The sequence below is a fragment of the Chryseobacterium sp. 2VB genome, from assembly GCF_005503635.1.
GTDB lineage: Bacteria > Bacteroidota > Bacteroidia > Flavobacteriales > Weeksellaceae > Chryseobacterium > Chryseobacterium cupriresistens.
On the sequence record NZ_SCNC01000002.1, the window covers coordinates 28872 to 54467 of the forward strand.

The following is a 25596-nucleotide window of genomic DNA, read 5'->3' on the forward strand; positions in this document are numbered from 1 at the left end:
TGATCTCTAAACACGTATTCCGAACCCCAATACCCCGCATCTTTACCACTTTTTAAAATTTCTTAAAAAAGCCATTGACGGTCATGTCAAAAATGCCTAAATTTGTACGCTTTTAGAAAAATAAGAAATGCAATTATCAGAACAAGAAATCATTAGAAGAGAAAAGCTGAATAAGCTTACTGAAATGGGGATTAATGCGTTCCCTGCGGATGAGTATATAATTACAGATACTACAGAATCTATAAAACAGGATTTTTCTGAAAGTAAACAGGTGAAGATCGCTGGTAGATTGATGTCCCGCAGAATTCAAGGAAAGGCTTCTTTTGCAGAATTGCAGGATTCTAAAGGAAAAATCCAGGTTTATTTCAACAGAGACGAGATCTGTCCGGGTGACGATAAAGAACTCTATAATGAAGTATACAAACACCTTCTGGATATCGGTGATATTATCGGTATTGAAGGAGAATTGTTTACCACTCAGGTAGGAGAAAAGACGGTTTTAGTGAAAAACTTTACGCTTCTTACAAAGGCTTTACGTCCGCTGCCTCAGGCTAAAACTGATGAAAACGGAGTAGTACACGATGGTTTTACAGATCCTGAATTAAGATACAGACAGCGTTACGTAGATTTAACGGTAAACCCACAGGTAAAAGAAATTTTCGTGAAGAGAACAAAATTGTTCAATGCCATGAGAACATTCTTTAATGATGCAGGATATTTTGAAGTAGAAACACCAATCCTACAGTCAATTCCTGGTGGAGCAGCAGCTAAACCGTTTATCACGCACCACAATGCATTAGATATTCCACTATATTTAAGAATTGCCAACGAATTATATCTGAAAAGACTGATCGTAGGTGGTTTTGACGGAGTATATGAGTTCTCTAAAAACTTCAGAAATGAAGGAATGGACAGAACCCACAACCCTGAGTTTACCGCTATGGAAATCTATGTAGCGTACAAAGATTATAACTGGATGATGGATTTCACTGAGAAATTACTGGAATTCTGTGCTATCCAGGTAAACGGAACTACAAAAGCTACCTTTGGGGAACATGAAGTAGATTTCAAAGCTCCTTACCCAAGAGTTTCCATGACAGAAGCGATCCTGAAATTTACAGGTTTCGATATCACCGGAAAAACTGAGAAGGAATTATATGATTTCGCGAAATCTATCGGTATCGAAGTAAATGAGACGATGGGTAAAGGAAAATTAATCGATGAAATCTTCGGTGAGAAATGTGAAGGAAACTTCATCCAGCCGACTTTCATTACGGATTATCCGATCGAAATGTCTCCACTGACAAAGAAACATAGAAGCAAAGAAGGCTTAACAGAGCGTTTTGAATTAATGGTATGCGGTAAAGAAATCGCTAATGCATATTCAGAGCTTAATGATCCTATCGATCAGAGAGAGCGTTTTGAAGCACAGATGGCGTTATCTGAAAGAGGAGATGATGAAGCCATGTTCATCGATCAGGACTTCTTAAGAGCGCTGGAGTATGGTATGCCGCCAACTTCAGGATTAGGAATCGGTATGGATAGATTAATTATGTTCTTAACGAATAATGCCTCAATCCAGGAAGTATTATTCTTCCCTCAGATGAGACCTGAAAAAGCAGTTCCACAAATTGAATTAGGAGAGGATGAAAAAGTAATCCTTGAAATCCTTAATTCTCAGGACGAGCCAATGGCTTTGGCTGAAGTAAAAGAAAGAAGCCAGTTATCCGGTAAAAAATGGGATAAAGCTTCCAAGACTTTGACAAAAAACAATATTGTGAAAGTAGAGAAAATTGATGAAAATCTTTTGATGAAACTGGCTTAAGATTTCTCAGAAAACATAAACAAAAAAGGTACAGTGTTATGCTGTACCTTTTTCTTTTTTCCATTTCCGGAGCTGTGCCCTGAAGTTTTTAAAGGGAGCTACGGTATTGATATGAATCCATTTCCAAACCGGCCACTGGGCGGGAGTAGTTGCCCATTTTCTCTGTCCGGGAGTGAATAATGTTCTATCGTCAAGATTTTCTATCCAAGTGATAATTTCATCAACCTTACTTTGTAGCAGTTCTCTTTGTTCTTGTAAACTATAAGAACCGTATTCATTATAAAAAGACTGGTATAATCCTCCCAGGTTATTCCATTTGTATTGAGGAGTGGGAGTTTTTACTTCATTTCCTTTGCTTTCATCAGATTCCCATTGTAAAAGGAGGTGAGTCCAACCCAATTGATAGGAAATATTTTGTGATGGAGTTTTATCAACTCCCGGCTGCAAAAGATCTTTGTCCTCTTCTTTGATATCATTAAATTCCTGATCATAGAGAAGATATCTTTTCTTTAGCTCTTCAATGAGTTCTGTTTTATCTTTATAACCCTGCATACTTACTATTTTCTCAACTTACTGAAAGAAGCCATCAGATAAAATAAGAAAGGAAGAATAAATAGTGATCCCAGCATCAATGCCCATCCCAATGCAGCGATAGTTTTTTCAGGAGCCATATGTTCCAGTAATGAAAGATGCTGTCCGTTTCCTAATAAAATAATATCCGGATTATGCTGATACGTTGCCGCTACTAAAATCATCACCATCTGGAATCCTGCCAAAGCACGTACGGGAAGTAGTTTTTGACGGTTCATCGCTCTTAGAATAAGCAACAAGGCAATGGTGGCAAAAGCAATCGCCATAATACCCAAAGGCTTTGAAAATACCCACATCAAAAGTGGAATATCGGAAATATAAGCAGCTACGAATACCAGTATTCCGGTTATCACAACAAAGATCATGGTCTGCTTGGATTTTCTTATCATTAACAAAAGATCGGCCTTATCACGGGTTTCTCTTAATGAAAAAATAGAAGCAAGATAAGCACAAAGGGCTACAGTAAATAAGCCCACAGAAACCCCAAACCAGTTCAGCCAGCTGAACACATACAAATCCAGAAAGCCTACAGCATCAGGATTGATAGAATGTGAAACCGTTGCAGCAGCTATTAACCCTAAAAAGAAAGGTGTTAAAAGGCTTGCGTAGTAGAAAATATGAGTGTATAAAACCTGCCAATTGTCTTTCACAGCATCATAATGCCTGAACGTAAAAGCTGTTCCTCTTGCAATAATTCCTAAAAGCATTAAGACTAAAGGAATGTGAAGATAAGTAGACATAGTGGTATAAATCTCCGGAAAGCCAACAAAAAGGATAACGATGGCAATAATCAGCCACATGTGATTGGCTTCCCAAACAGGAGCAATAGATTCATACATAATCTCATGGGTTTTATGGCGGGCTTTTTTATTGGTGAACATTTCTACAATACCTGCTCCAAAGTCAGCTCCTCCCAGAATAATATAAAGACAGATGGATAGCCAGAGAAAACCTATTACAATGTAAATCATGATTTTTTGTTTTTATCGTTAAACTGAGCATCAGTAGGATCGTAAAGCTTCGGTACCATTTGAATCTGTCTCTTTAAAAGGAAAACAAGGATCAATGATAATGATACAAAAATAGCCGTGAAGAAATAGAATGAATACTGTATTCCCGGCATAGGAGTTACCGCATCTGCTGTCCTCATAATTCCATAAATAATCCAGGGCTGTCTTCCGACTTCTGTTACCGTCCATCCCGCTTCCAGAGCAATATATCCAAAAGGTGTTGCGATTAAAAAGGTTTTTAGTAACCAGTTTTTATTCAGCCATTCTTTTTTGAAGAAGAAGGCATATAAATAGACAGCTCCGATAACGATCATCACCACACCGAAGAAAATCATAATCTGAAAAGCATAATGAACCACAGCAACCGGAGGCCATTCATCTCTCGGAAAATCTTTTAGTCCTTTTACTTCAGAATTAAAATCATTACTTACCAGAAAACTCAACACTTTTGGAATTTTCACAGCATATTTTACTTCTTCTTTTTCTTCGTCAGGTATTCCTCCAATCACAAATGAAGCCCCTTTTTCAGTTTCAAAATGAGCTTCCATGGCAGCCAGCTTGATCGGTTGTCTTTCTGCAACGGATTTAGCAGCAACATCACCGCTCAAAGGGGCTCCAAAAGCTCCGATAAGAGCAAAACCTACGGCAATTCTAAAAGCTTTGGTATGAAACTCAATATTCCTCTTTCGCATAATCATAAAAGCGTGAACTCCTGCAACTGCAAATCCTGTTGCACAAAAAGCAGCAACTGTCATATGAAGGGCCTGCGGAAACCATGCATCATTGAACATCGCTTTGATAGGATCTATATTAAGATACTGTCCGTTAATATAATCAAAACCGGTGGGAGAATTCATCCATGAGTTGGCTGCTACCACCAGAATTCCAGAAGCCAGCCCGCTTACTCCTACAAGAAAACCACAGAACCAGTGAAACCATTTATTGAATCTTTCCCATCCGTATAAAAAGAAACCAATGGCAATCGCTTCGATGAAAAAGGCTGTTCCTTCCAGAGAAAAAGGCATCCCGAAAATCGGACCTGCATGTTTCATAAATCCGGGCCATAAAAGGCCAAGTTCAAAAGAAAGCATTGTTCCTGAAACGGCTCCCGTTGCAAAAAGGATAGCCACCCCTTTACTCCATGCTTTTGTAAGTCCTTTATATACCTCGTTATTGGTTTTCAGATATTTCCAATGGGCAAAAGCCATCAGAAAAGGCATCACCATACCCACACAGGAGAATATGATATGAAAGCCCAGAGAGAGTGCCATCTGAGCGCGTGCTGCGATAAAATCATCCATAATTTCAACTTTTCAGTTAATAAATTTAAGCATAAATTATTGATGTTGAATATGATTTACAACAGTTGCTATCTCACCAATACATTTTAATTTTGTTTCTTTTACCGGCTCACCAATCCTTATGTTTTTCTAAAGAAAACTCCACATTTTTTTGACACTTTTTAACTTTCATACCTCGAAAAAAATCACGATATTTGTGAGTCTTTGCATATAGCAGGATTTTTAATTTTTAATATGAGTCAAAAACAATATACAGCTAGTAGTATTCAGGCATTGGAAGGAATGGAACACGTTCGTATGCGTCCTTCAATGTACATTGGTGATGTAGGAGTCAGAGGACTTCACCACTTGGTTTATGAAGTAGTAGATAACTCTATTGACGAGGCATTGGCAGGGTACTGCGACACGATCTTCGTTAGCATCAAGGAAGGAAACGGAATTGAAGTAAGTGATAACGGTAGAGGTATCCCGGTTGATTTCCACGAAAAAGAGCAGAAATCTGCCCTTGAAGTGGTAATGACAAAAATTGGAGCCGGAGGTAAGTTTGACAAAGACTCTTATAAGGTTTCAGGAGGTCTTCACGGAGTTGGGGTTTCGTGTGTGAATGCCCTTTCCAATGAGATGATCACTACGGTTTACAGAGACGGAAACGTTTACCAGCAGATTTATTCAAGAGGAAAAGCCCAGACAGGTGTTGAGGAGATTGGTCACAGCGAAAAAAGAGGAACCAAGCAGTTTTTCCAGCCGGATGATACCATCTTTACAGAACTAATATATAATTACGATACATTAGCAAGCCGTTTAAGAGAGCTTTCTTATCTTAATAAAGGAATTACCATTACTTTAACGGATGAAAGAGAAAAACTGGAAGACGGATCTTTCCGCTCTGAAGTTTTTCATTCTGAAGGCGGATTAAAAGAATTCGTTGCTTATATTGATGGCAACCGTGAATCTATCATGGAGCATGTGATCTTCATGGAAGGTGAAAGAGATGATATTCCTGTTGAAGTAGCAATGCGTTACAATACTTCTTTCAACGAAAATCTTCACTCTTACGTCAACAACATCAACACTCATGAAGGAGGAACTCACCTTGCAGGTTTCAGACGTGCTTTGACGAGAACCCTTAAAAAATATGCTGATGATTTAGGAATTCCACAGAAAGAGAAAGTAGAAGTTACAGGAGATGATTTCCGTGAGGGATTAACAGCTGTAGTTTCTGTAAAAGTAATGGAACCTCAGTTTGAAGGACAGACTAAAACAAAATTAGGAAACTCTGAAGTTTCCGGGGCTGTAGATAAAATTGTAGGGGAAATGCTTACCAACTTCCTTGAAGAGAACCCAAATGAAGCTAAGCTGATTGTTCAGAAAGTGGTTTTGGCTGCAAAAGCAAGACAGGCTGCAAAAAAAGCCCGTGAAATGGTTCAGAGAAAATCTCCGATGGGAGGTTCCGGTCTTCCAGGGAAATTATCAGACTGTTCATCAAAAGATCCGGCAGAATCTGAAATCTTCCTTGTAGAGGGAGATTCCGCAGGGGGTACGGCTAAGCAGGGAAGAGACAGACACTTCCAGGCTATTCTTCCGTTAAGAGGTAAAATCCTGAATGTAGAAAAATCTATGCTTCATAAAGTATATGATAACGAAGAGATCAGAAATATCTATACTGCTCTTGGGGTTTCTGTGGGAACTGAGGAAGACAGCAAAGCATTGAACCTGGCAAAATTAAGATACCACAAGATCGTGATTATGACCGATGCCGATATTGACGGATCTCACATTTCAACACTGATTCTTACTTTCTTCTTCAGATATATGAAGGAACTTATTGAGAATGGTTATATCTATATTGCTCAACCACCTTTATACCTGTTAAAGAAAGGAAACAAAAAAGTATATGCTTATAACGAAAAAGAGCGTGAGGAATTTACTTTAGAAATGTCTCCGGACGGAAAAGGAGTAGAGGTACAACGTTACAAAGGTCTTGGAGAGATGAACCCTGAACAGCTGTGGGAAACTACATTGAATCCTGAACACAGAATTCTGAAGCAGGTAACCATTGATAATGCAGTGGAAGCAGATAGTATTTTCTCAATGCTGATGGGAGATGAAGTTCCGCCAAGAAGAGAATTTATCGAGAAAAATGCGAAATATGCAAAAATTGATGCATAATCCTTTTTAAAAATATAATAAAAAAGCTTCTGATTATTTAGAAGCTTTTTTTATATTTGGATAAACCAAAAAAACAATAATATGTTAACTCTTTTACAAACAGATCCTTACAACGGAGCAGATGCGGCTTCTGGTGCAGTTGCTGCAGGATTAGGGATCGGAACAATGTTCTTCGGGCTGCTTTGCTATATATTCTATGGATACTGCATGTACAAAATTTTCCAGAAAGCAGGAAGACAAGATGCCTGGGCTGCCTTTATTCCTATTTACAACACGATAGTATTACTGGAAATTGTGAAAAAACCGATTTGGTGGATCATTCTTTTCTTTATTCCACTGGTAAACATTTATGCATGCTGGGTGGCATATGACAGACTTGCCAAAGGCTTTGCGAAAGAAACACCTCTGTACACCATTCTGATTCTCCTTTTCGGATTTATTTTTATTCCTGTATTGGGATTGGGAAGTGATCGCTTTGACAGTAAGCTGGTCCCGAATGACTAAATAGAAAGAAAAAAATTAAAAGACTTCAGCAATGAAGTCTTTTTTTATTGATCATCGATAGGATTGTAGAATTAATTGTACTTCCTGTTATTATTAATTCTACAGTATTTGAATCATATGGATTGTAAATTATTATAAATTTGAGTGCAGACAATTTGAAGTTTATCCCTTCATGTTACAGAATATATATTCTTATTTCAATATAGAATGAATATAAATATTCTGTTTTAACTTTTCAGAAATAAGCAATGAAAAGTTGATAATGTGTTCATTGCCTTATAGGTACATTTAAAACAGTACTTTTTTAAGTATTAGGTTGAAGGCTTCACATGTTGGAGCCTTTTATATTTTTTTAACAGTTATTAAGATTTTATTATTTTTGTACTATCTTAATAACTATGATGAAAATATTAGTCCTCGGGGCATTATCTACCGCCTCATTATATTTCGCACAGAGCTATCCTGCCTCTGCCATTCCTGAGAATTTAAAGAAAAATGCGAGTGTTGTAATCCGAAAAGAAATTACAACCGTTCAGATCAATAAAATCGATGAAATAAAATATCAGAAAAATAAGATAATTACAGTCTTAAATAAAGATGGTGACGATGAGGCAGTAGCTTACATCCCTTATGATAAATCAAAAAGTATTTCAAACATAAAACTTACGATTTACGATGAGGCCGGCAAAAAAATTAAAAGTGTTTCAAAATCTGATTTTAAAGACGTAGCGAACAATCCTCAGGGAGTTTTTTATTCTGATAACAGGATATTGGTTTATTCATATACACCGGTGCAATATCCTTATACTATTGATTTTTCCTATGAAGCTGAAGATGAAGATACTGTTTTTATCCCGGATTTTGTACCTTTTACTTCTACTAAAATATCTCTTGAAGAAGCACAGTTTAAAATCGTTAACACTTCTGGAATAGAACTCAGATCTAAAATTTACCCTTCAAAATACAATTATACCTCTGTGATAGAAAGCGGTAGTGGAAATGATAAAACCTATTCATACAAAAATGTACCTGCTATTGACGATGCTTTTATGATTCCAGAGCCTGTTAAAATCTTACCTGCGGTCAACTTTGCACTTACAAAATTCAGCCTTGCAGGAAAACAGGGAACTTTGAATAACTGGACAGATTTCGGAACCTGGATTTACAATGATCTTTTGGTACCTGTTTCTGCATCTACTCCTTCTATTAAAGCTGAGGTAGCCTCTTTACAATTACAGGGATCTGTAGAAGATAAAGTAAAGAAAATTTATCAGTACATGCAGAACAAAAGCCGATATATTGCTGTGGCTTTGGGAATAGGTGGATGGCAGCCTATGATGCCGGATGAGGTTCAGAAAAAAGGCTATGGAGATTGCAAGGGGCTTACGAATTATATGAAAGTTCTTCTGAATGAAGCAGGGATTCCTTCCAACTATTGTATTATTACTTCCAGTCGGTCACAGGTTTCTTTTGATCCCGAATTTCCTTCTATGGGAGGAAATCATATTATTCTTATGGTTCCAACAGAAAAAGGAAATATATGGCTTGAAAATACCTCTCAGCAAATTGCTTTTAACCATTTAAATTACAGTACTACCGACAGAAATGTACTTGCTGTAACTCCGAAAGGAATCGAACTGATCAATACACCGGTGTATAAAGCTGAACAGAATAAAGAAAAACAAACATTGAGAGTTAATCTTAATGAGGATAACAGTATTATCGGCACCGGTAACTTTTCTTATACCGGAAATCAATATGATGATAATCTGAGATTTGCCAACCTTAATCCTAAAGAAAAGAATGATGCAGTTAAAGAAAGGTTTAATATCCTGAACTTTGAAAAAGTTGAAATGAAAAATTTTAATAACGACAGAGACAATGCCGTTATTACCTATGATCTGGATTTTAAAACCAATAATTTCTCTAAAAAAGCAGGAAACAGCCTATTGTTCCGATCTGTGCCTATTTTTAATGATGCAGTCTTTAAAACTGATGAAAACCGTGAGCTTCCTTTTGAAGTAGGCATGTCTTATGAGGATGAATATGAAATTGCCTTTGTGCTTCCTTTAGGATATAAAGTTGATGAAACTCCGGATAACGCAAGCATTACTTCCGAGTTCGGATCTTATAAGCTAAGCTTTGTTAAAAGTGATGATCAGGTAAAAGTGATCAGAAAAATACAGATTAATAAAGGGCTGTATCCAAAGGAAAAGTACAATGACTATATCAGTTTCAGAAAAAAGATCCTGAATATGGATAATTCAAAAATTTTAATAACAAAAATATAACCATGAAAAAAATAATAATATTGCTTCTTTGCTCAGCCGGCACAATACTGGTAAATGCTCAGAAGAAATATGAATTTCTGAATCCTCCGAAATTTAATGATGCAGATTTATCTAAAACCAAATCATTACTGGATGAAAATGCTCCTGCAGAGATCTTGTATAAATCTGCTTATTTTATGATCGATAACAATACCGGTAATCTGCATAAAAGATATTTTTACAGAGTTAAGATTTATGATAAAGATAAAGCTGAAGATTGGCTGAATCTCGAAATCCCTATCTATAATATCGGTTCAAACAGAGAATCACTGGGTAAATTCAAGGCTTTTACCTATAATCTTGAAAATGGAAATTCTGTTCCTGTAAAAGTAGAAAAGAGTTCTCAATATAAAAGCAAAGAGAATAAATATGTTACTCTCACAAAATTTGCATTCCCAGGTGTGAAAAATGGATCAATCCTGGAGTATCAATATGAAATTGTATCTCCGTTCAGATTTATGATTCCTGAAGTATTGATAGAATCCGACACGCCTTCTCTGAATACAGAATACGTTTTTGATACTCCAATTAATATGTCATATAACGTAAATTATACAGGGGGAATTACTCCTAAGTACAGAGAAATGGAGGAAAGATACCTATATGGTGCACAATACAGAACCTACAGATTTGCTTATGAAAATCTGAAAGGCTTTAAAACTGAAAAATTTGTAAGAAATGACAGAAACTTCAGAACAAAAATCAGTGCTGAGCTGAATTCTACAAATTTCGGAGAGCTTAAGCTGTATTCTTCCTCATGGGATCAGATTGGAAAGAGATTGTATGAAAGTGAAGATTTTGGAGGAGAACTGAAAAGAACAAAACTGGCAAAAGAAAATATGCCGGCAGGAATTTCAGAAATGAAAACGGATCTTGAAAAGGCAAATGCTATTTTTTCCTATGTTCAAAAGACCTTTACCTGGAATAAAGATAAAGGAATCTACACAGAAGATGGCATCAGGAAACTGTTGGAAACTAAAGTTGGGAACGCTGCAGAAATCAATCTTTTTCTTGTTATGATGCTTCGTGAAGCAGGTCTTAAAGCTGATCCGTTGGTAATTTCTACAGTGGAAAACGGGTTAATCAACCTGGTTTCGCCTAATATTTCCAATATGAATTTTGTATTAGCAGCGATCAGTATCGATGATCAGCTGCATATCTATGATGCCACCTCAAAACAATCTTCTCTGGATGAAATTCCTCTTAAAAACTGGAATCAATATGGAATTTTAGTCACCAAAAACAAGACTCTTCTGATTCAAATGGCCAATGTGAAGTCAAGTAATACTTTCCTTACAGTCAATGGTAAAATCAATGATGACGGAAGTATTTCAGGAACGTATTCTGACAGAGATACCGGCGCCTACGCAATGTATGTAAAAGACAGCTATGACGATAATGCCGAGAAATACAAAAAACAGTACAAGGAAAACTTCTCCATGGACTTTACGGATATCGATTCAAAAGTCTTAGAAAATGGAGACTTTGAAAGCAGTATGAAATTCTCTTCTCCCAACCTGATTGACAGAGTAGGAAAGAAAATGATCATTAATCCTATGCTGTTTTTAAACAAAAGTTCCAATGAATTTGATCAGACGGAAGTAAGACAATATCCTATCGATTTTGGATCACCGATCACGAAAGTAAAAAAAGTAACTCTTGAAATTCCGGAAGGATATGTGATTGAGGAAATGCCTAAAGAAAAAAAGATTGTTACAGAAGATAAAGAAATAGAATATACCTATTCTATCGTACAAAAAGGAAATAAGCTGGAGGTAACAACCACTACAAAAATTAACAGTTCAGATTATCCGAAAGAGTATTATCCTGCATTTAAACAAATCTGGGGCGTTGCTTCGAAATTTGAAAATCAGGTAATCAGTCTTGTTAAAAAGTAATGTTCGACGTGATCTGAGTAAAAAAATATATTTTTTTCCAAAACCATTCATCTTTTGAATGGTTTTTGTATATATACTCAAAAAATAAATTATGAAAAATACGATTGCTGTTATAGCATTATCTTCTTTCCTGGCAGTTACGGCCTGTAAAAAAAATGAAAAGGCAGAGCAAGCAGAAAAAACAGAAAATAAAGCGACTGAAGAATTTGTAGTGGACTCTGTGAAAATCAATGACTCTACAAAAATTACAGACTCCTTAAAAGTGAGCTACACTTCAAAACTATTGGTTTTTCCTTCTTTAAAAGATAAAAAACTACTGGACAGCATCTATTTTCAGAATGAAAAAATTAAAGACTTTTCCAAAGCCGGTCTTCAGGCTTATCTGGACAATGAAAAAAATAGTTATTTCAATTCTGTAAAAAATGATAATAAAGACTGGGCTTCAGATGTCACTTATGCTCAAAACTGGTATTCAAGCTCACATATGAATCTTATTTCCAACACAAACGGGTATATGCATATCCAATACGTGGGAAGCGGATATGAAGGTGGAGCACATGATAATTACGGATTTTCCGAAAGGGTTTTTGATCTCAAAAACAGTAAAAAATTAGAATTGACAGACATTACTTCAATGCCTAAAAATAAAATTGAAGCCATTCTAATGAAAAATATCGATAAAATGAATAGTGGTACGATGGATGGTGACGGAGAAGTGAAAAACTCAGAAATGCTTTTAGTGGATAAAATTCCGGCATCTGATAACTTTTATTTTGATGATAAAAACCTGTATTTTCACTACAGTCCTTATGAAATTGCTGCATTCGCTGCCGGAGATATTACCATTCCGGTTTCATGGGAAGACCTGAAAGGCACATTAAATGCAGAATTTAAAGAAAGAATGAAAATTAAGTAAATTAATGCTTCCAGTTTAGGAAGCATTTTTTAATTTTGCTGTAATGGACAAAGTAGCTTTTATTATCAATCCTTTTTCGGCCAAAAAAAACTATCAGCCGTTTTTGAACGAACTTAAAGCAAAGGTTAACAATCCTCTGTATTACGTTTCAGAATCTATTCCCGGGACAGATGAATTTATCCAGTCTCACTTCGGAAAGGTAGATATTTTTGTGGCAATAGGAGGGGATGGTACCATTTCTACAGTGGCCAGGAACCTTATTAATACAGAGAAAATTCTCGCAATTTTCCCCGCTGGTTCAGGAAACGGTTTTTCCAATGAAACACAATTCAGTAAAAATCTGGACGAACTTTTAGAAAAAATAAAAGCAAAAAATTCCAGGAAGATCGATACATTTACCGTGAACGACAGGCTTTCCATCAATGTTTCGGGAACAGGTTTTGACGGTAAAGTGGTTAAAGAGTTTGAAAAAACAAGCCGTGGATTCAAAAACTATATCAAAGTTTCTCTGAAAACCTTTTTCAATTACAAGCCGATCAAAGTGAAGTTTTTTGATGAGGAATATCAGCAGTATAACGGAAGATATCTGATGATGAACATTGCCAATACCCGGCAGTTTGGTAACAACGCCTATATTGCACCAAAAGCCAGTAAAAGTGACGGGCTGGTTGATATGGTTTTAGTAAAAAAATTTCCTTTGACGTATTCTGCGCTGTTTGCTTTCAGAATGTTTACCAAAAGACTGAAAGATGATGAGTATGTGACCTATCTTCCGGTCTCTGAAATATCATTTAAAGTCAATACGAAAAACTGGCATCTTGACGGTGAATTCAATAAGATAAAATCACCAATTCATGTTAAAGTACAGCCTTCAAGTTTGAATATTTTGATTTAAAGCCAGTTACTGGTGTGGGTTAATCTGTTTCGGGTGATATTTTACACACAACATTAAACCTTGAACTTTGAATTCTATCCCTATTCCCCTGCCATCTGCCATCTATCTACACTTCCAATTTCTTTTCCACTTCAGCCGGATGTTCCAGACAGTATTGAAGCTGTTTTTTATCAAGTTGTTTTTCCCAGTTGGCTACTACAACTGTAGCCACTGAATTTCCAATGACATTGGTTAAAGCTCTGCATTCGCTCATGAACTTATCAATTCCAAGAATTAAAGTCATTCCTGCAATCGGAATTTCAGGAACTACGGCAAGTGTTGCTGCAAGTGTAACAAATCCGGCACCTGTGACACCAGCTGCACCTTTTGAACTTAACATGGCTACCAAAAGAAGCATCAGTTGCTTTTCGAGAGGAAGATGAATATTTAATGCCTGTGCAATAAAGAGAGAGGCCAGTGTCATATAAATATTTGTTCCGTCAAGATTGAAAGAATATCCGGTAGGAACTACAAGGCCTACAATTGCCCTTGAGCAGCCTGCTTTTTCAAGTTTTTCCATAATTCCCGGCAGGGCAGACTCTGAAGAGCTTGTGCCCAGAACGAGAAGAAGCTCTTCCTTAAGATAAAAAAGAAGTTTGAATATATTGAATCCATTATACCATGATACTGCTCCCAATACAATAACAACAAAAAGGATAGATGTAATATAAAAGGTACCTACCAGGAATATTAGATTCAGTACAGAGTGAAGTCCATATTTTCCGATGGTAAAGGCCATAGCACCGAAAGCTCCTATCGGGGCAAGTTTCATGAGCATATGGACGATTTTAAATACCGGAGTTGACAGATCCTGTAGAAAATCGGTTACTTTCTGGCTCTTTTCTTTTGTTAAAACCAAAGCAACTCCCATTAAAATAGCCACCAGAAGAACCTGCAGGATATTATCACCCACCAAAGGGCTGAATAAAGTCTCCGGAATAATATTCATAATAAAACCCGTAAGAGTAGATTCATGAGCTTTTGCCTGGTATTGTGAAACGTCACCCGAAAGGGTAGCAGGATCAATGTTCAAACCATGTCCCGGCTGCAGAATATTTCCTACCACTAATCCGATGATAAGAGCAAGGGTTGAAAAGGTAAAAAAATAGATCATTGCCTTGATTGCAATTCTGCCTACTTTTTTCAAATCGGTCATGTGGGCAATTCCTAAAGTAAGGGTTATAAAAATTACCGGAGCGATAATCATTTTTACCAATTTGATGAATCCATCCCCCAATGGTTTCATCTTTTCTCCCAATTCAGGGTAAAATTTCCCAAGAAGAATACCCGCAATGATGGCGATAATTACCTGAAAATAAAGCTGATTGTGTATTTTTTTTGCTTTCAAAGAACAGTCGTTTTGTTTTTTTAAGGGCGAAAATTAAGAAAATTTATCTGAAAACATGACAAAAGTCATTCAAAAGAATCTGTTGAGCTTATTTGATAGATTGATTACAAAGTCAGGGCTTCATTCGAAGAATGAAGCCCTGACTCTATTTTAATATATTAGTATATAGTTTATTCCACTGCTACAGAATCATCTCCACGGCCGTCTGCCACAGCATGAATATTTCCGTTTTCATCAAGAACAATCATTTCTGTTTTTCCGATGTACTTCGTCTTTTCAATGACATAATTCTTGCTTTTCAGTTCAGAAATAGTACTTTCCGGAAAATTATTTTCAACCGTTATGGTTTCAGGAAGCCACTGGTGGTGGAATTTTGGTGCATTGACCGACATGTTTGCATTCAATTTAAAATCAACCACATTCACAATGGATTGGTATACTGAAGTCGGTATTGTAGTACCTCCGGGAGTTCCCACAACCATAAAAGGTTTTCCATTCTTAAGAATAATCGTTGGCGTCATTGAAGAAAGCATTCTCTTGTTGGGCTGTATTGAATTGGCCTCTCCACCCACAGCTCCGAACATATTCGGGACTCCGGGTTTGATTGAAAAGTCATCCATCTCATTATTTAAAAAGAATCCTGCTCCCGAAACTAAAACTTTACTTCCGTAATATCCGTTAAGAGTCGTGGTTACAGAAGCTGCATTTCCATCCTTATCCAATACGGAAATATGTGTAGTCTGCATCGATTCTTTCGGTTGTGCTATGATTTTACCGACTTCTGCACTTGGTGTCGCTTTGTCAAAACTAAAACTTTTCCATCTTCCTTTCAGATAATCATCAGAGATCAGGTAAGAGGTCTTGTCCTGAATAAAATCCGGGTCACCCATATATTCAGCCCTGTCTGCGAATGCTCTTCTTTCCGCTTCAGCCATGATCTGAACTGCTTTTGTTGAGTTCTGCTGATATTTTTCAAGGTTTTCAAAACTGGCCATTCTGAGCATCTGGGCAAGTAGCACTCCGCCGCTTGATGGTAAAGGCATAGTGACAACATCGTTTCCTTTGTAATCAAATTCCAATGCTTTTCTCTCAGCAACTTTATAGTTTTTAAGATCTTCCAATGTGATGATTCCGTTCCCTCTTTTCATTTCAGCTACTAAAAGTTCAGCTGTTTTTCCTTCATAAAAACCTTTAGCTCCCTGTTTCTGGATCAGTTTCAAAGTTTCAGCTAAATCTTTTTGAACCAATAGATCTCCGGCTTTCCATGGGGTATCTTTTACAAAAATGATGGAAGATTTATTATGTTTCTGAAATTTTTCCCTTTGGTTATTCAGCATTTCCGCTTCTTTGTCTGTGATGGCAAATCCTTTTTCAGCAAGATCAATGGCGGGCTGAATAATCTTTTCCATAGGAAGTTTACAGTATTTCAACGTAGCAAAAAATCCTGCTACGCTTCCCGGGATGCCTACTGCAAGTCTGCCGTTCTGGGATAAATCTGTATCTGCCTTTCCTTTTTTATCAATATACATATCACGGGAAGCCTTTTTCGGAGCTGTTTCCCTGTAATCCAGTGTGAATTTTTCACCATTATTTTTTACACCTACCAGAAATCCTCCGCCACCGATGTTTCCGGCCTGCGGATACACCACAGCAAGGGCATATTGTGTTGCGGTAACAGCATCGTAGGCATTTCCGCCCATCTTTAAGATTTTGGCTCCTGCTTCACTGGCTAGCGGATGTGCAGAGACTACAACACCTTTCTTTTTTACCTGTACTTCTTTGATAATATTGATGTCAGTAAATTGTGCCCAGCTGAGCTGTGCAGCCAAAAGCATCGAAGCAATTAAAATCTTCTTCATATGATTGTTTTTTCTTACAACAAAATTATTGAATTTTTTGTGTCAATGGCTGTTTTTATTAGGAATATGAAAATTATACTTTACTTTTTGTATTTGTTAATATTTTTTAAATTTTATTCTTTTTATATGTTTATTTATTTATTTTTATTATATGATATTTAATTAATTTAGATTTTTTATGATATTGTTTTCATTTTTTAAAATTTGAATCATTACATTTGAAAAAAAAATACATGAAAAAAAATTACCAGAAAATTATCTTTTTGGGAACCTTGGTCTTTGTGTCAGCCAGCCTAAATGCACAAACGAAAGATTCTATAAAAGTAAAGGCAGTAGATGAAGTTAAAATTACTGTAGGATCCAGAAATAAAAGCCGAGTTGCAACCGATACACCCGTTCCTGTGGATGTTATCAATATTGGATCACAATCTGTGCTAAGTCCGCAAACCGATCTTAATCAGATCTTAAACTATGCTGCGCCGTCTTTTACTTCCAATTCAACAACTGTAGCAGATGGTACGGATCATGTTGATCCAGCTCAATTGAGAGGGCTCGGGCCGGATCAGGTACTTGTTTTACTTAATGGAAAAAGAAGGCATACTTCATCACTGGTTAATATCAACGGTTCTCCGGGTAGAGGGTCTGTAGGGACCGATCTGAATGCTATTCCTGCTTTTGCTATTGAGAGGCTGGAAGTATTGAGGGATGGGGCTTCAGCACAATACGGCTCTGATGCAATTGCCGGAGTTATTAATGTGATCATGAAGAAAAATACCAATGCATTTACCGCAGCAATTATGGGAGGTGGATTTAATTCGAAAGGAGCTAATGATCATACCGGAGGATGGGATGGAGAGAAATATCAGCTTGATCTTAATTACGGAACTAAAATTGGTAATAATGGGTTCGTCAATTTTACGGCAAGCTTTCTGAACAGAAATGATACCAGAAGAGCCAAGTCGGCGACAGGCGATATTTTTAATGCATATAATGCTATTGAGCAAAGGGCATTAGAAAATGGAGTGAATATTTCTTCTCTTTTCGGGAATATCAATAACACTTCCAATACGCAGCAAATCATAGATTATATACATCAGTATGCTCCGCATGTAAATTATTTTACTGCAGCACAGCAGGCTGATATTCAGTCAGCAAATACAATTACAGCCCTGCAGAACCTACTGAAGGGTGATGTAACTGAAAATGAACTTGCCTACAGAGGGTTAACAAGAGACGACTTTAATATGAGGGTGGGGCAGTCCAGGTTAGGTTCCGGTCAGTTTTTTATGAACTCCGAATTTGATCTGTCCTCAACAGTCCGCGGATATGCTTTTGGAGGAATCTCCTACAGAGCAGGCAATGCAGCAGGGTTTTACAGAAGGCCTAATCAAAACAGAACTTCAACGTCAATATATCCTAATGGTTTTTTACCGGAAATTGCTTCTGACGTTATAGATCTCTCTTTTGCAGCAGGATTTAAAGGAAAATTAGGAAATATTAATTATGATATCAGTAACACTTACGGAAGCAATACTTTTGACTATACAATAAAAAATACAGCCAATGCATCCATGCTGTATCCTGGTAAAAGAGAGTTTAATGCAGGAGGTTTGGGATTCTCTCAAAATACCATCAATGCAGATTTCGATACAAAGTTAGACTGGTTAAAAGGATTTAATATTGCCTTTGGAGGAGAAATGAGGTTTGAAAAATACAAAATAGAAAATGGCGAGGAAGCCTCATGGGCTCTTTATGATATTAATGGGAAGATTCAGAACCCTGCAACAGCTACTGCACTAAAGCCTACTGATTTCTTTGGAAACACAAGGCCCGGAGGATCACAGGTATTCCCTGGTTTTCGTCCTGAAAATGCTTTAAATAAAGGAAGATATTCCGTAGCTGCTTATGTGGATACGGAGCTGGATGTTACTGATAAATGGTTGGTGAGTGCTGCTTTGAGATATGAAAACTATTCAGACTTTGGTTCTACATTCAACTATAAGCTGGCAACAAGATATAAGCTGACGGATCATATCAATCTGCGGGCGGCACATTCCACAGGATTCAGAGCTCCTTCCTTACAGCAGATTTATTTTAATGCTACAGCGACACAGTTTGTGGGCGGAACAGCATATGAAGTAGGTACGTTTTCTAATGATTCCGATGTAGCACGTATTCTTGGAATTCCACAATTGAAACAGGAAGAGTCGGTGAGTTATTCTGCCGGTTTTACGGCTAAGATTCCACAGGCGAATCTTACATTCACAGTAGACGGTTATTACATTAAGATTAAAAACAGGGTGGTCTTAACAGATCAGTTTTCAAGACCGTCAGGAACCTATCCGGCGGGAAGTGATCTTGCTAAATTACAGACTGCCTTTGATAAAGCCAATGCAAATGCTGCCACTTTCTTCGCAAATGCGATTGATACTCAGACTAAGGGTATTGAAGGGGTGATTTCACATAAAGCAAGGTTTTCTCAGGCGGTAGCTTTGAATTCTGATTTTGCAGTTACGGTGTCAAAGACGAACAGAATAGGTGATATACATGGATCTGATATTTTAATCAATGCCGGGCAGATCAACAGGTATTATTCGGAATCCAGCCGTGTTTACCTTGAAGAAGCTATCCCGAGGTTCAAAGCTTCCCTGAATAATGCCCTTGAAATTAATAAATTCAGTGTGCTGCTAAGAAATGTTTATTTCGGAAAAGTTACCGACCCTAATACGATGGATGCTAACGGGGACGGAATTGTAAGCGGAGAAATCATTAACGGCCAGGCTGTCGCTACTGAACATCCGGTTTGGGGAGGAAAAATAATTACCGACCTGTCTGTTGGATATAATTTTAATAAAAACTTTAAACTGACAATCGGGGCGAATAATTTGTTTGACATTTATCCTGATAAAAACTACGGCCCGGCAGCGGTAAAAACTCCTTCTCTGGATGCTTCCGGTAACCTTGTGTATGTCAATACATCTACTATCGATCTTTCTAATCAGAATCAGTTTGTATACTCGAGAAATGTTTCTCAGTTCGGAATGAACGGAAGATTTCTTTTTGCCAGAGTAAATCTTACTTTTTAATTACAAGCTTAGGGAATATAAAAAGGTGTACGAAAGTATACCTTTTTTATTATGGTTGACATGTTTTTTTTACTTTTGTACAATTCTAAAAAAAATCTGAAAAATGGAATCCTATACGGAAAGAATATTGATTACAGGTGCCTTGGGACAAATTGGTACCGAATTAACGAACAGACTTGTTGAAATCCACGGAGCGGAAAACGTAGTTGCCTCAGGATTGGACAGATGGCAGGAGGGAATTACCTCTGCCGGACACTATGAAAGAATGGATGTTACCAATACCCAATTGGTAAGACAGGTGATCAAAGATTACGATATTACGACAGTGTACCACCTTGCTTCGCTTTTATCCGGGACTTCGGAAAAGCAGCCAATTTTTGCGTGGAAGCTGAATCTTGAACCGCTGCTTCATTTTTGTGAAATGGCAAAAGAAGGACTTCTTAAAAAGATCTTCTGGCCAAGTTCAATCGCTGTATTTGGAAAAGGAATTCCAAAGCATGACGTAGGACAGGATGTGGTGCTGAACCCAACAACCGTTTACGGAATCTCCAAAATGGCAGGGGAGAAGTGGTGTGAGTACTATTTCGATAAATATGGTGTGGATGTAAGAAGTATCAGATATCCGGGATTGATCTCATGGAAGACTCCGGCGGGAGGTGGAACAACCGACTATGCCGTTGAGATTTTCTACAAAGCAATTGAAGACGGAAAGTATACAAGCTTCATTTCGGAGAATACAGGAATGCCGATGTTGTATATGGATGATGCTATCAATGCAACCCTGAAACTGATGGATGCTCCAAAAGAAAGTTTAACGGTTCGTTCTTCTTATAATTTAGGAGGAATGTCATTTACTCCAAAAGAATTGGCAGAAGAAATCACAAAAGAAATTCCGGATTTTACAATCGATTATAACCCGGATTTCAGACAGGCAATTGCAGATTCATGGCCGGCATCCATTGACGATTCCGTAGCTAAAAAAGACTGGGGTCTGACGTATGATTTCGGAATTTCTGAGATGACAAAAGATATGATTAAGAATTTGAAGGTGAAATTAGCAAAGGATTAATAATGTAAAGTAATACTTTAATTGAAAATATCTTTAACGTCTGATTTTTAATATTTTATAGAATTTACATAAAATTTAATTTAAATGGTATTATTGACTTTTAACATCACTTGTATTGAAGCCGGAGTAAAAAATGGCTCTCAAATTTCTGATGAAGAGCGATTAAAAATCACTGAAGATAATACCAGAGCGATTCTGAGAATTTTAGATATTCATGATGTCAAATCAAGTTTTTTTGTAGAGGTGTCTCTTACTGAAAAACTTCATCATTTAATAAAAGCAATTTCATCCAAAGGGCATGAAATTGCTTTTTATAATAAAGGGTCAAATCCGGACGAAATTGAAAATGCCAAGAAGAATATTCAGGATCTTCTGGAAAAACAGATCAGAGGAATCCGTCAGAAAGATGTAAAGGTTTCCCAGGAAATTTTGAAGATGATGGAATTCAATTATGTCTCCAATATCGATAATGCCAATATTCTTTTTCCTTTCAAAAGGCTTAAAAGAGATACCGAAATTACAGAAGAAGACGGATTGAGCATTGTCCCGGAAAGTATTTCTCCGTACAGTCAGCTTCCCTATAATGATTTTGTATTTCAGATTCTGCCGATGAAGTACTATCAGAATATGGTACTGGAAACTTTGCAGAATGAAGAATTTGTGCTGATCTACCTGAACACATGGCAGTTTACGGATTTCAAGAAATACCGTTTTGATATTCCTTTTTACCGGAGCTTATTTTCGGGCAAAAAAATGGAGGACAAATTAGATGCCCTCCTTACTTTTCTTAACGACAGGGAAATGGCTACTTCCCGTATGAAAGATTATATTTTTTAGGTTGCAGGTTATAGGTTGCAGGTTATAGGTTGCAGGGATTAGGGAAAGAATTCAAGGTTCAAGGTTTAATGTTGTGTGTAGCATGTAACGAAATAAACGAACTCACAACCAAACAATTCGCTACTAATAACCCGCACCCCGAATCTCGCATCCCGAAGCCCGGACCTCTAGCTCAACTCAAAAAGCGTAATCTCTGGCAATACACCTACTCTTCCCGGATAGCCCAATACTCCGAATCCTCTGTTGACATACAGCAGTTTTCCTTCACTTTCGTATAAATCGGCCCATTTTGGATATTTGTATTGTACCGGTGACCATTTTACATTCTTAAGATCCAGCCCAAACTGCATCCCGTGCGTGTGTCCCGAAAGTGTCAGGTGAATGTTTGCAGGGTGCTTTTTTACCACATAATCAAAGTGGGTAGGGTCGTGGCTCATTAAAACCTTAGTGGCAGATTCCGGTACGCCTTGTAAAGCATCATCAATCTTTCCGAATTGTGGGAATGGCTTCAAACCCCAGTTCTCAACACCTAGGATATACAATTTTTCACCGTTTTTTTCAATCACTCTGTGCTCATTTCGAAGCATATCAAAACCAGCTTGTTTTTCATAGCCAATTAAGGTGTCAAGGTTTTCTTTTTTAGCTGCAGGTGATTCCCAGCTTACATAATCTCCGTAATCGTGGTTTCCCAATACCGCAAACTTGCCGTCCTTAGCCTGGATTTTTGAAAATAAGGGAATAAAAGGTTTGAATTCATCAGCAACGTTATTCACCATGTCTCCGGTAAATAATACCAGATCCGGCTTCTGCTCATTAATGAGCTCAATGGCATGCTCTAATTTGCCGGGATCAGAGAAACTGCCGCTGTGGACATCAGAAATCTGGATGATTTTGTATCCTTTAAAACTTTTCGGAAGGTTGGCGAAATTCACTCTTACCCTTCTTACCTTATGTCTGTACTTTCCAAATGTAATCCCGTCTATGAAAAGAGCGGAAAGAACGCCGCTCATTCCCAATCCAACCAGGCTCAGGAACTTTCTTCTTTCCGGGAAGAAATTTTCCGACGGCTTGGCGAAACCGATCAGGTAACCGCCCGTTCGGACAATATCATCAATCAATAAAAATAAAACGATAAAGATCTTTGGAAGGATGAAGATTAAAAATAACGAAATCATGATCTGAGCTCTTACCATACTTCTGTCTGATCTTTGGTAGTGGGTAACTTCATACGCGAAAATTCCATACACAACTAAAGATATGACCCAGTATCCGATTCTGATCCAGAAATTATCGGTAAGTGTTTTGACGGCCTGATAAATGTACACTTCCAGAAAAAGGAAGATTGCAGCAATGATTAAAAAATTCTTTTGCATGTTCTGATCAAAAAAAAGCACAAAGAATAAACTTCCCTGTGCTTTTATATTTTTAATGGTTTAATATTATTTTTTGGGAAATCTATAAACGATAGCATTGATGTTCATTCCGGCACCTACCGAAGTCATCACAATGTTACCATTATCTTTAAACGATTGACCCACCATTTTTCCTTTAATTATTAAATCATACATGGTAGGAATCGTTGCCACGGAAGTGTTTCCGAAATCCTGAATAGTCATAGGAGAGATGGCATGATCGTATTCTTTCACGTCATAAAGCTTATGAAGTCTTTCAATCATTGCATAATCCATTTTAGCATTGGCCTGGTGAATTAAGATTTTGTCTATATCTTCAATAGAAAGACCGGCATCAGTAATGGTATCCTTGATGGCAACCGGTACGTTTTTTAGAGCGTATTCGTAGATTTTTCTTCCTAACATTCTTACATACAGGCGTCTCTGATCTACTTCTTTATTGATGGAAGGAGCGTTTTCAAGATAGTTTAATTCCGGTCCGTTATCACAAATTGTATTGTGGGCAATAATTCCAACATTCTCTTCATCCGTAGCTTTTACCACTACAGCTCCTGCACCGTCTGCAAAGATCATTCTGTTTCTGTCATGCGGATCTGTTACTCTGCTTAAAGTTTCTCCTCCGATAACAAGAATGGTTTTGGCTACTTTAGCTTTAATAAGGTTATCCGCCAAAATCATTGCTTCTACCCATCCCGGGCATCCGAAAAGCATATCGTAGGTTACGCATTTTCTGTTTTTGATTCCCAGTTTGTTCTTCACTCTCGCTGCCATTGTAGGCATAAAATCAGCATATCCGTGTTCAGTAACTTCCCCGAAATTGCTTGCATAAATAATATAATCCAGGTCTTCGCCATCTACTTTTGCGTCCTCAAGGGCAATTTTTGCAGCTTCATAACCGATTTGTGAGTTGGAAAGATCATCCTCAATGAATCTCCTGTTTTCGATTTCTGTAATCTCTACAAATTTCGCAATGGTCTCTTCCACAGGCTTTTCAATCTTTACCCCGTCTTCAGTGTAAAACTCGGAATTCATGAAGTAATCTCTACCAATAACTCTGTTCGGAATATAACATCCAGAGCCAATAATGATCGTATTCGGCATTCGTTTATATGATTTTTTTAAAGATGCAAAGTTAATAATTAATATTAATAACGGAGAATTAAAAATATTATTAAATTTGCAAAAATTGTACTTTACAATCTATGAAAAACAACTCGTCCTTAAAAGGCTTACTTATTGCAGCTGTGGCGTTTATCGTTGCCTTTGGGATCTACTTCCTTTTTTTAGCCAAGAAGAATTATTATGTTGTAGATAATCCTACCCCGAATACGTATTATTTTAAGATCAATAACGGATCTGAAGGAATTATTTCTGCGGGGCAGTATGTGCATGTGGATTTGAATAAAGGGAAAAACTCTATTCAGGTTTTTGATCAGAACAAGAAAATGCTTTACGATTCAGCATTTGAAGTGAATAAACTTCGCGGTCTGATTAATATTACCCATCAGGATTACTACGTAAATGATCAGTATTACGGATATAATCTTAAAAAAGATTCGTTGCTGGCTAACCTTGATAAAACTGTTATTGACGGAAAGGATTATTACGGAGGGGCAAGACGCTTCAATAAGCTTTACACAGAAGATTTTTATTACAATGTAGATGAAGACTATGACAAAGTGATCAAAAACATCCAGAAAGTGGAATCACGATCCAAAATCTTCAGAAAGCAGGATTACCTAAATTATTACAAAGAATATTACAAGTTTTAAGTTTTGACAAAAGATATCACCAAAGTTACTCCCTACAATTCAGAGGCTACCAAAAAAAGCCAGGTAGAGGATATGTTCGACAACATTGCACCGAAGTATGACCTTCTGAACCATGTTTTATCCATGAAAATTGACGTTCTATGGAGAAATAAACTGGTAAAATGGATGAAAAATGATAATCCGCAGGAAGTGCTGGATGTGGCTACAGGAACAGGAGATCTGGCAATTACTATTGAAAAAGGAACCGGTTCTAAAGTAGTTGGATTAGATTTATCACAACAAATGCTGAATGTTGGCGTTATTAAAATAAAAAAACTTAAATTAGACGGCAAAATTTCCATGCAAAAAGGAGATGCAGAAAATTTACCCTTCGAGGACAATAGATTTGATGCTGTTTCCGTTGCATTTGGAGTAAGGAATTTTGAAAACCTTACCAAAGGTTTGGCAGAGTTAAGAAGAGTAGTTAAAGATAACAAAAGTGTTTATATACTGGAGTTTTCAAAGGTTGAGGGTTTCATGGGACCATTTTATATGTTTTATTTCAAAAATATATTGCCTGCCATCGGCAGACTGGTTTCTAAGGATAATAGGGCGTACACATACCTTCCGGATTCTGTAAATGCTTTTCCTTTCGGGGAGAAGATGAAGCAAATTCTTTTAGATACGGGATTTAAGAAAGTTGAATATAAAAAATTAAGTTTAGGTATAGCCACAATTTATAAAGCAACAAAGTAA

The 25596-nt window shown here is 37.1% G+C and carries 19 protein-coding genes; 12 read left to right on the top strand and 7 right to left on the bottom strand.

Going from position 1 to position 25596, the window contains the following annotated elements; genetic code table 11:
* Positions 1 to 127: 127 nt before the first annotated feature.
* Entirely contained in the window at positions 128 to 1825 is a 1698-nt protein-coding gene (lysS, locus tag FFS26_RS02225; RefSeq protein ID WP_137904170.1) for a lysine--tRNA ligase, read from the top strand.
* Between the two features lie 36 nt (positions 1826 to 1861).
* Here the strand turns inward: lysS and FFS26_RS02230 are convergent, their stop codons facing one another.
* Genes FFS26_RS02230 through FFS26_RS02240 form a run of 3 tightly spaced genes read right to left on the bottom strand, consistent with a single transcriptional unit; the run spans position 1862 to position 4727 of the window.
* The gene (locus tag FFS26_RS02230; RefSeq protein WP_137904171.1) at positions 1862 to 2377 is read right to left on the bottom strand and encodes a ClbS/DfsB family four-helix bundle protein; all 516 of its coding nucleotides are present in this window, start codon (positions 2375 to 2377) and stop codon (positions 1862 to 1864) included.
* A gap of 5 nt (positions 2378 to 2382) precedes the next feature.
* On the bottom strand, positions 2383 to 3387 hold the full coding sequence (locus FFS26_RS02235) for a cytochrome d ubiquinol oxidase subunit II (RefSeq protein WP_137904172.1): 1005 nt from the start codon (positions 3385 to 3387) through the stop codon (positions 2383 to 2385).
* Positions 3384 to 4727: a cytochrome ubiquinol oxidase subunit I gene (locus FFS26_RS02240; RefSeq protein ID WP_110009417.1), complete on the bottom strand. Its 1344-nt coding sequence runs from the start codon at positions 4725 to 4727 to the stop codon at positions 3384 to 3386. The genes FFS26_RS02235 and FFS26_RS02240 overlap by 4 nt, the downstream gene beginning before the upstream one ends.
* A 234-nt stretch (positions 4728 to 4961) precedes the next feature.
* Between FFS26_RS02240 and gyrB the strand changes: the two genes are divergently transcribed.
* The 6 genes from gyrB to FFS26_RS02270 all read left to right on the top strand — a co-directional run bounded on the left by gyrB (position 4962) and on the right by FFS26_RS02270 (position 13439).
* The gene (gene gyrB / locus FFS26_RS02245; RefSeq protein ID WP_110009416.1) at positions 4962 to 6896 is read left to right on the top strand and encodes a DNA topoisomerase (ATP-hydrolyzing) subunit B; all 1935 of its coding nucleotides are present in this window, start codon (positions 4962 to 4964) and stop codon (positions 6894 to 6896) included.
* Positions 6897 to 6977: 81 nt separating this feature from the next.
* Positions 6978 to 7400, top strand: coding sequence for a DUF5684 domain-containing protein (locus FFS26_RS02250; protein WP_137904173.1), 423 nt, complete (start codon positions 6978 to 6980; stop codon positions 7398 to 7400).
* Between the two features lie 398 nt (positions 7401 to 7798).
* Positions 7799 to 9691, top strand: coding sequence for a DUF3857 domain-containing protein (locus tag FFS26_RS02255; protein ID WP_137904174.1), 1893 nt, complete (start codon positions 7799 to 7801; stop codon positions 9689 to 9691).
* Between the two features lie 2 nt (positions 9692 to 9693).
* On the top strand, positions 9694 to 11628 hold the full coding sequence (locus FFS26_RS02260; protein ID WP_110009414.1) for a transglutaminase-like domain-containing protein: 1935 nt from the start codon (positions 9694 to 9696) through the stop codon (positions 11626 to 11628).
* A 91-nt stretch (positions 11629 to 11719) separates the two neighbouring features.
* Positions 11720 to 12544, top strand: coding sequence for an RsiV family protein (locus FFS26_RS02265; protein ID WP_137904175.1), 825 nt, complete (start codon positions 11720 to 11722; stop codon positions 12542 to 12544).
* Between the two features lie 43 nt (positions 12545 to 12587).
* On the top strand, positions 12588 to 13439 hold the full coding sequence (locus tag FFS26_RS02270) for a diacylglycerol/lipid kinase family protein (protein ID WP_110009412.1): 852 nt from the start codon (positions 12588 to 12590) through the stop codon (positions 13437 to 13439).
* A 106-nt stretch (positions 13440 to 13545) separates the two neighbouring features.
* On the opposite strand, the gene FFS26_RS02275 is transcribed toward FFS26_RS02270, so the two are convergent.
* A complete protein-coding gene (locus tag FFS26_RS02275; RefSeq protein WP_110009411.1) occupies positions 13546 to 14826 on the bottom strand; it encodes a dicarboxylate/amino acid:cation symporter in 1281 nt (426 codons plus the stop codon).
* 170 nt (positions 14827 to 14996) lie between these two features.
* Positions 14997 to 16685, bottom strand: a complete 1689-nt coding sequence (gene ggt / locus FFS26_RS02280) for a gamma-glutamyltransferase (RefSeq protein ID WP_137904176.1) — start codon at positions 16683 to 16685, stop codon at positions 14997 to 14999.
* Positions 16686 to 16918: 233 nt separating this feature from the next.
* Between ggt and FFS26_RS02285 the strand changes: the two genes are divergently transcribed.
* The 3 genes from FFS26_RS02285 (at position 16919) to FFS26_RS02295 (ending at position 21677) form a co-directional block, all read left to right on the top strand.
* Complete coding sequence (locus FFS26_RS02285; protein ID WP_137904177.1) at positions 16919 to 19771, top strand: TonB-dependent receptor plug domain-containing protein; 2853 nt, start codon at positions 16919 to 16921, stop codon at positions 19769 to 19771.
* A 103-nt stretch (positions 19772 to 19874) separates the two neighbouring features.
* Positions 19875 to 20840 carry an NAD-dependent epimerase/dehydratase family protein gene (locus FFS26_RS02290; RefSeq protein WP_137904178.1) on the top strand — a complete coding sequence of 322 codons (966 nt, stop codon included), beginning with the start codon at positions 19875 to 19877 and terminating at the stop codon, positions 20838 to 20840.
* Positions 20841 to 20924: 84 nt separating this feature from the next.
* Complete coding sequence (locus FFS26_RS02295; RefSeq protein WP_137904179.1) at positions 20925 to 21677, top strand: polysaccharide deacetylase; 753 nt, start codon at positions 20925 to 20927, stop codon at positions 21675 to 21677.
* A gap of 167 nt (positions 21678 to 21844) precedes the next feature.
* Here the strand turns inward: FFS26_RS02295 and FFS26_RS02300 are convergent, their stop codons facing one another.
* Positions 21845 to 23050, bottom strand: a complete 1206-nt coding sequence (locus tag FFS26_RS02300) for a metallophosphoesterase (RefSeq protein WP_137904180.1) — start codon at positions 23048 to 23050, stop codon at positions 21845 to 21847.
* A 66-nt stretch (positions 23051 to 23116) separates the two neighbouring features.
* Positions 23117 to 24190 carry a 3-oxoacyl-ACP synthase III family protein gene (locus FFS26_RS02305; protein ID WP_137904181.1) on the bottom strand — a complete coding sequence of 358 codons (1074 nt, stop codon included), beginning with the start codon at positions 24188 to 24190 and terminating at the stop codon, positions 23117 to 23119.
* Positions 24191 to 24291: 101 nt separating this feature from the next.
* On the opposite strand from FFS26_RS02305, the gene FFS26_RS02310 reads away from it, so the two are divergent.
* A complete protein-coding gene (locus tag FFS26_RS02310) occupies positions 24292 to 24861 on the top strand; it encodes a hypothetical protein (protein WP_034695976.1) in 570 nt (189 codons plus the stop codon).
* Between the two features lie 3 nt (positions 24862 to 24864).
* The gene (gene ubiE, locus FFS26_RS02315; protein WP_002980528.1) at positions 24865 to 25596 is read left to right on the top strand and encodes a bifunctional demethylmenaquinone methyltransferase/2-methoxy-6-polyprenyl-1,4-benzoquinol methylase UbiE; all 732 of its coding nucleotides are present in this window, start codon (positions 24865 to 24867) and stop codon (positions 25594 to 25596) included.